Source organism: Paenibacillus sp. J22R160 (assembly GCF_059692135.1).
The window spans coordinates 114,314-125,838 of the sequence record NZ_JCAUAU010000020.1; the positions used below are offsets into that span (position 1 = coordinate 114,314).

Below are 11,525 nucleotides of genomic sequence, written 5' to 3' on the forward strand. Positions count from 1 at the left end.
TTCTCCAATATGTAATATGAAGTATTGGAGGGATCTAAGTGAGAACTATGAAAAAGCTTTCAACACTGCTTCTTATTCTTTGTCTTTATTTAAGCAGTTCGATTCAAGTTTTTGCAGCAGCGGATAAAGCAGAAATTTCCAAGGCTATTTCTAACACAGCCTCCTATTTGACCAAGACCGTTTCAGAACCGCAGGTAGGTTCTATTGGCGGAGAATGGGCAAGTATAGGGCTTGCTCGCTCAGGAAATACAATTCCGCAGAATTATTATGACAATTACTACAAGGTCGTAGAAAAGTACGTCAAGGAGCTTGGCGGCGTTTTGCATGACAAGAAATATACGGAGTATTCGAGAGTCATTCTAGCACTAACCGCCATCGGCAAAGATCCCTCAAATGTAGCGGGCTATAACCTGTTAGAGCCTTTGGGGGATTTCGACAAAACGATATGGCAGGGCATTAACGGCCCGATTTTTGCCCTTATTGCCTTAGACTCAGGTAATTATGAGATTCCTATTAACAAGAACGCGAAAACTCAAGCGACTAGGGAAATGTATATCGATGAAATTCTGGCAAGGCAGCTGGCAGACGGGGGATTTGCATTATCAGGTAACAAAGCTGACCCCGATGTGACAGGTATGGCTTTGCAAGCTCTCGCCAAATATCAGAATAAGGAAAACGTGAAAGCAGCAACAGCTAAGGCCATTGAAGCACTATCCAAAATGCAGAATAGCTCAGGGGGCTACGCTAGCTGGGGGACTGAAAATTTGGAAAGCGCGGCTCAAGTTCTCATGGCTTTATGTGAGCTTGGCATCGATCCGGAAGACCCTAGGTTTACTAAAAATGGTCATAATCTTATCGACATCCTATTAAGTTATTATCGAGAAGGACGAGGATTTCTGCATACGGCTGACGGCAGCGGTGAAAATCTGATGTCTACGGAGCAGGCATTTTATACGTTAGTCAACGTACAAAGAGTAGATGAAGGGAAAACTAGTCTCTACAACATGGTAGATGTAAAAAAGGATTCCCATACGAATCCGGGCAATGAAACCACGACGCCGGAAAACGGAGGATTACCGAACAAAAATAAAGATGTTAAGCCAAGCGTCATCGTTAGTCCTGGCAGAACTTTTGCTGATATTCAAGGGCATGTCAATCAGAAGTCTATAGAAGCGATGGCTGCCAGAAATATTCTTAACGGCATTTCTGACACCCAATTTGCACCGGATCGAACGATGACAAGAGCTGAATTTGCTGCCATTGTAACTAGAAGTCTGGGCTTAACACCAAAGGCAGCAGATATTTTCAAAGATGTCTCTGCAGATAGCTGGTATGCACCTTATGTAGGCACTGCCTACAGCTATAACCTCATCCAAGGAACATCAGCGGATACATTTACACCTGAGCAAACAATTACCCGGCAGGAAGCTGCTGTGATGGTTGCCCGTGCAGCCAAACTCAGTGGCATGGATACGAATGTACAGGACATCGAAATACGAGATATGCTTGCTCAGTTTACGGACTACACGAAAACCGCAGAATGGGCAAGAGCAAGTCTAGCTTTTTCTTACAAAGCACATATTTTATCGCAAGAAATGATAGAGATCCTGCCTGAAGCGGCTGTAACGCGCAGTGAAGTATCTGAAATGCTATACCATCTATTGATGGGATCTAAACTTTTGTGAAACAGGTGATCGAATGAAAATAACGAAAACGAAATTAGTTTCGGCCATCGTTATCGTGGTTGCGCTCGTAACCAGTTACCTGTTTATGGGACCGCAACCGAGCAACTCTGGGAAACTGCCCGCACGTACGGCGGAAGCTTCTCTTCAACCGGAGAAACAGCAGGAATCTCAGGTAGCAGTAGAAGGTAAGAATCAGGCGGGCCAGCAGCCTGATTCTTCTAAAGCAGAACCTTCAGCAGACCCGTCAACCAAGGACCAGCCGGTAAGTACGATTAAGCCGCCAGACGCAGCGCCTACGCAAACGCCGTCACCCGCAAAGGCAGAGGCAGTACCCGCAAAAGAGAGCGATAAAGACTCTACAAAGGAAACGCCGTCACCTGCTGCCAGCCAACCTGCTGTTAAGCAAGAAATTGACCCTAAGACAGGGAAAGATAAATACTTAACAGAGCCAGTTCCGTCTGGTAAACCTCTACCTGTTGAGCCACAGAACATCCAAATTTCTGACAAGGCAATGACAGCCACGATGTCCGTTACTTGCTTGACCATTTTGGATAACATGAAACTGCTGGATAAGGAAAAGGTGGAATTGGTGCCGAAGGATGGGGTCATCTTTCCAGCCGCGAAGGTAACTTTCTATGAAGGCGAATCTGTATTTAATGTGCTGCAAAGGGAAATGAAAAAGCAAAAAATTCATATGGAGTTTGTGAATACCCCCATCTACAATTCCGCCTATATCGAAGGGATCAACAATCTCTATGAATTTGATGTCGGTGAACTCTCAGGTTGGATGTTTAAGGTCAACGGCTGGTTTCCCAATTACGGAAGCAGTCGGTATCAGTTGAAAGAAGGCGACGTCATTGAATGGGTCTATACCTGTGATTTAGGACGTGATGTTGGCGACACCTATAATGCTTTAGGAGCAACAAAACAATGAAAGATGTTTTCTCAAGCTATCATCCTCTTGTTAACTTCCTTTATTTTGTGATGGTTGTTGGTTGTTCGATGTTTTTCTTGCATCCAGCCTGCTTGCTAATTTCACTTTTTTTCTCCTTTGCCTACTCCATCTACTTAAACGGGAAGAGGGCGATTCGGTTTAATTTTCTGGTTATGCTGCCAATGCTGATTGTAACGGCACTCATCAACCCTGCGTTTAATCACGAAGGGGTAACCATTCTGACTTATTTGGACAACGGGAATCCGCTCACTTTGGAATCCATTACGTTTGGCGCAGCCTCAGCGACTATGCTGATAACGGTCATCAGTTGGTTTTCTTGTTACAATGCGGTGATGACATCCGACAAGTTCATTTATCTGTTTGGCAAACTCATCCCGGCCTTGTCATTAATTTTTTCGATGGTGCTGCGTTTTGTTCCGACATTCAAGGCTCAATTCCAAAGGGTATCGGATTCACAAAAATGTATTGGCAGAGATATCTCGAATGGCAGCGTGATCTCACGTGTCAGGCATGGCATCCGAATAATGTCGATCATGATAACCTGGGTACTAGAAAATGCCATTGAAACATCGGATTCCATGAGAAGCCGCGGATACGGCCTGAAAGGAAGAACGGCTTATTCCAACTATACATTTGACCGGCGTGATCAGTGGGCTCTTGGTGCTTTAATGATGGTAGGGGGTTATGTCTTGATAAGTTCATTACGCGGAGCCTTGTATTTCAGATATTATCCGTCGATGAAAGGGCACGAAACTTCCATTTTTATGATTAGTTCCCTATGCGCTTATGCCTTAATGTGTGCAATTCCTTTAATTATGAATGTATGGGAGGATAGGAAATGGAAGCTTTTGCAATCGAAAATTTAACATTTTCTTATCCTGGCAGCGATAAATTTGCACTCGACAACATCTCCTTAACGATTGAGCAAGGGGAGTTTATTACCTTATGTGGAAAGTCAGGTTGTGGGAAATCGACACTGCTGCGCCATTTCAAAACCGTTTTAACGCCTCATGGCAAAAGAAGCGGCACGCTCCGCTTTGAAGGTGTAGATCTTGGCACGGTCGATACAAGAACGCAGTCATCCCAGATCGGCTTCGTATTTCAGTCGCCTGACAATCAAATTGTTACTGATAAAGTTTGGCATGAGCTGGCTTTCGGGCTAGAAAGCTTAGGATATAGTACACCTGCGATTAGGCTGAAGGTTTCTGAGATCGCTAACTTTTTCGGCATGCAAACCTGGTTCCATAAGTCCGTCTCAGAGCTTTCGGGCGGACAAAAGCAACTTTTAAACTTAGCCTCAGTGATGGTCATGCAGCCTTCGGTTTTAATTTTGGACGAACCAACGAGTCAACTTGATCCTATAGCTTCATCAGATTTTCTGAATACACTTGTGAAGGTCAATAGAGAGCTAGGAACAACGATCATCATTTCCGAGCATCGCTTGGAGGAACTTCTGCCTGTTTCTGACAAGGTAGCCATTTTGGACAACGGCAAAGTAGTTACCTTTGATACACCTAGGAATGTGGGCAAAGTACTTAAAGAAACGAAGGATGCGATGTTCTTCGCAATGCCTGCGCCAATGCGAATTTATTCTCATATTCCGAATGATTTGGAGTGCCCAATTACGGTTAGGGATGGCCGAAAATGGCTGGATGAGTTAGCTCAGACTACTCGTATCACTACAACTACGCCGGAAAATAGGCAAACGAATCAAGCAGGAAAAGTTGCAGTTGAGCTAAGGGAAACTTGGTTTAGGTATGAAAAAGCAGCCCCCGACATTGTGAAAGGTTTATCCGTTTCCGTTCATTCAGGTGAAATATATGCCATTTTAGGAGGGAACGGCGCTGGCAAAACGACCGCATTATCTCTCATTTCAGGCTTGAAAAAGCCATACAGGGGAGAAGTTAGGCTAGGTGGAAGAAAGATTCAAGATCTATCTGACAATGAGAAGTACGGTGGTTTGCTCGGGGTGCTTCCGCAAAATCCGCAAACACTTTTTGTAAGTAAAACCGTAGAAGCGGATCTTCACGAAATGTTCGTTGGCAGAAATGTAGACAAAGAGGTTTTGCAAGAAAAAATAGAGCAGGTGACTGAACTTTGTGAGCTTGGGGATCTTTTAAAAAGCCATCCATATGACTTGTCAGGAGGCGAACAACAGAGAGCTGCGCTTGCGAAGATCTTACTGCTTGAGCCTGAGATCTTGATGTTGGATGAGCCTACGAAGGGTCTGGACAACTATTTTAAGCTTAAGCTGGGAGAGATTCTTCAGAGCCTCAAGCTTGCAGGAACGGCGATCATCATGGTGAGCCACGATGTTGAATTCTGCGCCACTTTTGCGGATAAATGCGCGATGTTTTTTGACGGCAAGATCGTGTCAGAAGGAACACCGCGGGAATTTTTTACAGGCAACAGCTTCTACACTACGGCAGCAAGTCGAATGGCCAGACATTTGATTACCAGTGCGGTTACGACGGAGGATGTGATAAAGGCTCTTGGTGGGACTGTTCCGGAGATGCCTATTAGAACCAGGAAGGTACCGGAGTCACTGTTTATTACTAAGAAAGAAACAACCTCCCAAGAAGTTAATGAAACGGATCAAACGCCAGTTGATAAAAGGAAGCTATCCCAAAGAACAATCATCGCATCTTTTATAATTTTACTTATCATACCGTTAACCATATGGTTTGGTATTTATTATTTGAATGATAGGAAGTACTATTTTATCAGCTTGCTGGTTATCCTTGAAACCATGCTGCCGTTCGTAATGTTATTTGAATCTAGAAAACCCCAAGCGAGAGAACTGATCGTAATAGCTGTCATATGTGCAATAGCAGTGGCTGGAAGGGCTGCATTTTTTATGGTTCCTCAGTTTAAGCCGGTTGTTGCGATGGTGATTATTGCTGGTGTTTGTTTAGGAGGAGAAGCGGGCTTTCTTGTTGGTGTTGTTACAGGCTTCGTTTCCAATTTTTTCTTTGGACAAGGTCCGTGGACGCCATGGCAAATGTTTGCTTTCGGCATCATCGGCTTTCTGGCTGGCGTGCTATTTAAGAAAGGTATTCTAAGGAGAAATAAGGTGGCGCTATGTATCTTCGGAGGGTTAACAACATTTTTCATCTATGGAGGTCTTCTGAACCCCGCCTCTGTGCTCATGTCCCCTGTACAGCCAACCAAAGAAATGTTTTTGTTAGCCTATCTGCAAGGACTCCCCTTTGATCTCATACATGCCGTTTCTACAGTGATTTTCTTGTATTTTATTGCGAAACCTATGCTTTCCAAGCTTGATCGAATAAAGTTAAAATACGGTCTAATTGATTCTTAGGGGGATAGCGATGACAACTCTGCAACAATTAAAATATGTAATCGAGGTAGCGAACCGTAGATCCATTAATGAAGCTGCCAAGAGGTTGTTTATTACTCAGCCTAGCCTATCGAATGCGATCAAGGATCTCGAAGAAGAAATACAAATCTCCATATTTGAAAGATCCAATAAAGGGATAACACTTTCTAAAGAAGGCGTTGAATTCCTAAGTTACGCGAGGCAAGTCGTCGAACAGGCTGAATTATTGGAAAGCCGGTACTTGAATGCGAAGCCTTCTCCGCAGCATTTCTCCGTTTCCACGCAGCATTATGCTTTTGCGGTAAATGCCTTTGTCAGTTTGGTCCAAGAATTTGGATTAGACGAATATGAATTTGCGCTGCGTGAAACCAAAACGCATGAAATTATCGAGGATGTCAAAACGCTGCGAAGCGAAATCGGTATTTTATACTTGAATGAATTCAATGAAAAAGTGATAAACAAGATGCTTAAAGCGGCCAATTTGCAATTTAACAGTTTATTTAAAGCGAAACCACATGTTTTTATTAGTATTAAAAATCCATTGGCTAATCAGTCAATCGTCACCATCGAGGAGCTTCAGGAATACCCTTACCTCTCTTTTGATCAAGGCGAGTATAATTCTTTTCATTTTTCAGAGGAAATTCTGAGTACGATCTCTCATAAGAAAAGCATCCGAGTGACGGATCGCGCTACACTCTTCAATTTATTAATTGGACTAAATGGTTATACGATTTCAACTGGCGTATTGAACGCCGATTTGAACGGTAACGAAATCATTCCTGTCCCATTGGATTGTGAGGAAACCATCCATGTGGGGTGGATATCCCATAAGAATGCCATGTTAACCAAGCTAGGGGCGGCTTATATTGAAGCCCTGGAGCAGGCAATTTCCAAGTAAATTACAAGCATATATGCCCAAGCACTGTCCAAAATGATCGTTATAGCCCCAAACTATAGCTAGATATATGTTATTCGAATTACTTTATATCTGCGAATTTGTGATAATTTTTATATAACAAATTGAAGAGGGGTTTTTAATGATGGTAAAGAGCAGTGTATTGGGATACCCGCGTATCGGTGTAGATCGGGAATGGAAGAAAGCTTTAGAAGCATTCTGGGCAGGCAAGATTGAAGAGACAGAATTTCAAACTCGATTGCAAGAGATTCGCTTGACTCATTTGCGCAAGCAACAAGAGCAGGGTATCGATTTCATTCCGGTCAATGATTTTAGCTATTACGATCATATCCTGGATACAGCCGCTATGTTCGGTATTATCCCGAAACGCTTCTCTTATGAGGGTGGCGCTGTACCTTTATCTGTTTATTATGGCGTAGCTCGTGGAACGAAGGGTGCCGCAGCAAGCGAAATGACGAAGTGGTTCAACACGAACTATCACTATATCGTCCCTGAACTGGCTGATGCTTCCCCTGTGGTTACTGAAAATAAACCTCTTGTAGCGTACAGAGAAGCTAAGGAGAAGCTTGGTATCGAAGGGAAACCGGTCATCGTTGGGCCATTGACTTTCCTTAAGCTTTCTAAAGGGTACAGCGCATCGGAGACGGATACATGGTTGGAGCGATTAGTTCCCCTTTATGTCCAAATCCTTCAAGAGCTTGCTGAAGAGGGCGTACAATGGGTACAGATTGATGAACCAATTCTTGTAACCAAGTTAGGCCAGGATGACTTACAGAGATTGACGAAGATTTATGAAACAATTGCTGTAGCCGTTCCAAACCTTAACATCATGCTGCAAACGTATTTTGAATCGGTAGAGCACTATAACGACATTGTAAAATTGCCGGTCAAAGGAATTGGACTTGATTTCGTGCATGGATACAATAGCAATCTGCAAGCCATTAAAGCGCTTGGTTTCCCGGCTGACAAGGTGCTAGGTGCAGGTGTCATTGACGGACGCGGTATTTGGAAAGCGTCGCTACGTGAGAAGTTACAGCTGCTTAATGAGCTAACGGAATTCGTATCTACGGATCGTCTCATTGTGCAGTCCTCATGCAGCTTACTTCATGTTCCGGTAACGACAGAGCGCGAGACGAAACTTACAACAGCATTGAGAAACTCTCTTGCATTTGCAGATGAGAAGCTCGGCGAGCTTGTTCTTTTAACGAAAGCATTAGCTTCAGGTACCGAGGGAGTCATAGATGAACTTGTCAAAAGCGATCAGGCGATTCAAGCCTTGCAGCAATCTGAGGAACGCAACCGTGTCAACATTCAGCAAGCTGTCGCAGCACTAAGCAATCAACAACCGGAGCGTTCCCATCCATTTGCCGAGCGTCATCAAGCTCAACAGGCCAAATGGCAGCTGCCTATTTTTCCGACTACGACCATCGGCAGCTTCCCGCAATCGGCAGAAGTGCGCAAAGCGCGTCAATCGTGGCGTAAAGGCGAGTGGAACAACGAGCAGTATGCGCAATATATCCGCGATCAGATCGACACTTGGGTCGATTTGCAAGAAGAGATCGGTTTGGATGTTCTTGTACACGGAGAGTTTGAACGTACAGATATGGTCGAGTTCTTCGGTGAAAAGCTGGCTGGTTTTGCTTTTACACAGAACGGTTGGGTACAGTCCTATGGTTCTCGCTGCGTGAAGCCGCCGGTTATTTTCGGAGATGTGGCGTTCACGGGTGAAATGACGGTTGAAGAAACGAAGTATGCCCAGTCCAAAACTTCACGTCCTGTAAAAGGGATGCTGACAGGACCGATTACCATCATGAACTGGTCGTTCGTTCGTGACGATATTCCGCGTGAGCAGATTGCTTATCAATTGGCTTATGCGCTTAGACAAGAAGTGGAGGCACTTGAGCAAGCAGGCATTGGCATGATTCAGGTCGATGAGCCAGCTGTTCGCGAAGGTCTGCCGCTGAAAGAAGAAGAGCAAGCAGGCTACCTTGCATGGGCAGTCAAAGCTTTCCGCATCACCACATGCACCGTACAGGAAACAACACAAATCCATACACATATGTGTTATTGCGAGTTTCATGACATGATTGACTCCATCGAAGCGATGGATGCTGATGTTATTTCCATTGAGACATCCCGCAGCCATGGTGAATTGATTCATAGTTTTGAGCTAAATACTTACAAGTTAGGCATCGGTTTAGGGGTATACGATATCCACAGTCCGCGTGTTCCTAGTGTAGAAGAAATGACAGGCATGATCGAACGAGCACTACGCGTATTGGACGCTCGGTTGTTCTGGATTAATCCGGATTGTGGTCTGAAAACACGCGGTTTCGAAGAGACAGTTGCATCCTTGCGCAACATGGTTGAAGCGACGAAGATTGCTCGTGCCAATCATGCTGCAACGGTGTAATTCGTTAGATATAGGGATTTAGTTAAAAGAGCAGATCTGCGATTGCAGCTGCTCTTTTTTTTTAGCGAGAGAGGGCAAGTAGCAGCATAGTTTTGCCGCTTCCCGAATACTTCAAGTATGAGCATAGAATTTCCAGAACATGCTTTGAAATAGGGGGAGAACAAGGTGAAGAAACAAGTTCTTATTTGCTTGATGCTAGGTTTAGTTCTCACGTTGTCAGCCTGTCTGTCGTCAAAAGACGCTTTACCCTCACCGAATCCATCGGAGCAGCCACCTGTAACAACTCCAGAGCCCGCACCTACGTTGACACCCACGCCAACTCCAACACCTGTGTCATCGCCTTCAGATTCTCCAATTGCGCTTTCACCCACACCGACAGCAACGCAAGCACCAGGATTTATTGCCCCAACGCACTTCGAATATCCAGATGCGGTACGCGGAATTTATGTGACAGGTTGGTCGGCTGGCGGGGAACGTATGTCTAAACTTCTTTCACTCGTGGATAACACGGATTTGAATGCAATGGTGATAGATATGAAGGATGATGATGGCTATATGACCTTTAAGCCGGAAGGAAAGCTTGCGGAATTTGGCCAGCCTTACATCAAGGATCCCAAAGCACTTTTGAAAACACTCGAGGAACATAAAATCTACCCAATCGCACGAATAGTCGTCTTTAAAGACACGGTTATGGCAAAAAAACGGTCTGATCTTTCTTTTATAGATGGCAGCAGTATTTGGCGTAATTCGAATGGTGATAGTTTCATTAATCCATTTCTTAAAGAAACGTGGGATCATAATGTTGAAGTAGCAAAATTAGCAGCAGAGCTTGGGTTTAAAGAGATCCAATTTGACTATGTTCGCTTCCCGGAAGGCTTTGAGAGCAGGGACAGTGTCCTCAAATATGCAATGGGTGACTACAAGGATAAAAAACCTGCGAAATTTGTGCAGGAGGAAAAAGACTACGCCGAGGCTACTAAGAAGTATCAAGATGATCTAGCTTCCTTGGAATTAAAGTTGGCAGGTGCTTCCAATGCCTACAATCTAGAGAAGAACGATGCCAATAAAAAAGTCATGGATGATGCCCAAAAGAGCGTGTCTGACCTTAAAAGAGGAGCGCCTCGCACGCCGGATTTTAGCGATAAGGCACGTATGACGCAGCTTCGTGTGGATGCTGTCAGCGATTTTGTTGCCTATGCCAAAGATCAACTTAAACCGTACGGCGTAGATGTTTCTGTGGATATATTCGGCTATACAGCCACGTTGCCTGAAGCTCCAGGGATCGGCCAAAACTTTAATCGCATTTCTAGCTCGGTAGATGTTATTTCCTCTATGATATATCCAAGCCATTGGTCTAACGGTTATTTTGGTATTTCAAGACCAGATAAAGAACCGTATAACCTTGTTGCCGAGTATATGAAAGCAGAGAAAGCGAAGTTTGCACAGCTCCAGTCTCCACCCCAATCGCGTCCGTGGATTCAAGACTTTACAGCAAGCTGGTTAGGCGCCGGCAATTATATCAAATACGGCAAGGCAGAGGTAGATGCACAAATTAAAGCTTTACACGATGCAGGTGTCCCGGAATACCTCATCTGGAATGCAAACAATAATTATTCAGAGGGCGTAACCTATATTCCGTAAAAAAGCAGCGGCTGTCTTGGACATTATTTACAGTCCTAGATAGCCGCTTGTTTCATTTATAAAAGGACTTGTATTACCTAGACATCCATGGTATATTATGAAACCTGCCTTACAAGAAGCAGGATGTAACCTGTTGAATAGTAAAAAAAAGAAATTAAAAAAAGTACTTGCTAAAAGAAAATCAACATGGTATATTACTTCTCGCTGCTTCGGTAACGCGGCAGTGAACGAAAGAAATTGATCTTTGAAAACTGAACAACGAGTGAGTAAGCACGAACGAGAAATCGTTCAAAAAAAGAGATTATTTTAATCTCGCTAGCAAGTCAATGAGCTATTCAGCTTTCAGATATAAGGACGAGCAATCGTCTGACCCTTAACGGGGTCCCCGAAAAGTAATCGGAATTCTCTTCGGAGTTTCACTTCACTTTTTGGGGCTTCATAGGGATCTTTGATTGCAGATCAAAGTCTCAACTATTATGGAGAGTTTGATCCTGGCTCAGGACGAACGCTGGCGGCGTGCCTAATACATGCAAGTCGAGCGGAGCACTTCGGTGCTTAGCGGCGGACGGGTGAGTAAC

The 11,525-nt window shown here is 44.2% G+C and carries 7 protein-coding genes and 1 rRNA gene; all 8 read left to right on the top strand.

The features are described 5' to 3' along the window. Window positions 1-47: 47 nt before the first annotated feature. Window positions 48-1,685 (top strand): S-layer homology domain-containing protein, encoded by a 1,638-nt coding sequence (locus tag AC58UW_RS27365; protein ID WP_497423732.1) that lies wholly within the window; start codon window positions 48-50, stop codon window positions 1,683-1,685. 13 nt (window positions 1,686-1,698) lie between these two features. Further along, the gene (locus AC58UW_RS27370) at window positions 1,699-2,619 is read left to right on the top strand and encodes a DUF4430 domain-containing protein (protein WP_497423720.1); all 921 of its coding nucleotides are present in this window, start codon (window positions 1,699-1,701) and stop codon (window positions 2,617-2,619) included. Beyond that, on the top strand, window positions 2,616-3,506 hold the full coding sequence (locus AC58UW_RS27375; protein WP_497423721.1) for an energy-coupling factor transporter transmembrane component T: 891 nt from the start codon (window positions 2,616-2,618) through the stop codon (window positions 3,504-3,506). Before AC58UW_RS27370 ends, AC58UW_RS27375 begins: the two co-directional genes overlap by 4 nt. Further along, on the top strand, window positions 3,479-5,959 hold the full coding sequence (locus AC58UW_RS27380; protein WP_497423722.1) for an ATP-binding cassette domain-containing protein: 2,481 nt from the start codon (window positions 3,479-3,481) through the stop codon (window positions 5,957-5,959). Before AC58UW_RS27375 ends, AC58UW_RS27380 begins: the two co-directional genes overlap by 28 nt. 10 nt (window positions 5,960-5,969) lie before the next feature. Then, a complete protein-coding gene (locus AC58UW_RS27385) occupies window positions 5,970-6,875 on the top strand; it encodes a LysR family transcriptional regulator (RefSeq protein WP_497423723.1) in 906 nt (301 codons plus the stop codon). A gap of 142 nt (window positions 6,876-7,017) precedes the next feature. Further along, window positions 7,018-9,306, top strand: coding sequence for a 5-methyltetrahydropteroyltriglutamate--homocysteine S-methyltransferase (metE, locus tag AC58UW_RS27390; protein ID WP_497423724.1), 2,289 nt, complete (start codon window positions 7,018-7,020; stop codon window positions 9,304-9,306). A gap of 165 nt (window positions 9,307-9,471) precedes the next feature. After that, the gene (locus AC58UW_RS27395; RefSeq protein ID WP_497423725.1) at window positions 9,472-10,947 is read left to right on the top strand and encodes a putative glycoside hydrolase; all 1,476 of its coding nucleotides are present in this window, start codon (window positions 9,472-9,474) and stop codon (window positions 10,945-10,947) included. 473 nt (window positions 10,948-11,420) lie between these two features. After that, a 16S ribosomal RNA gene (locus AC58UW_RS27400) occupies window positions 11,421-11,525 on the top strand; the annotation flags it as partial.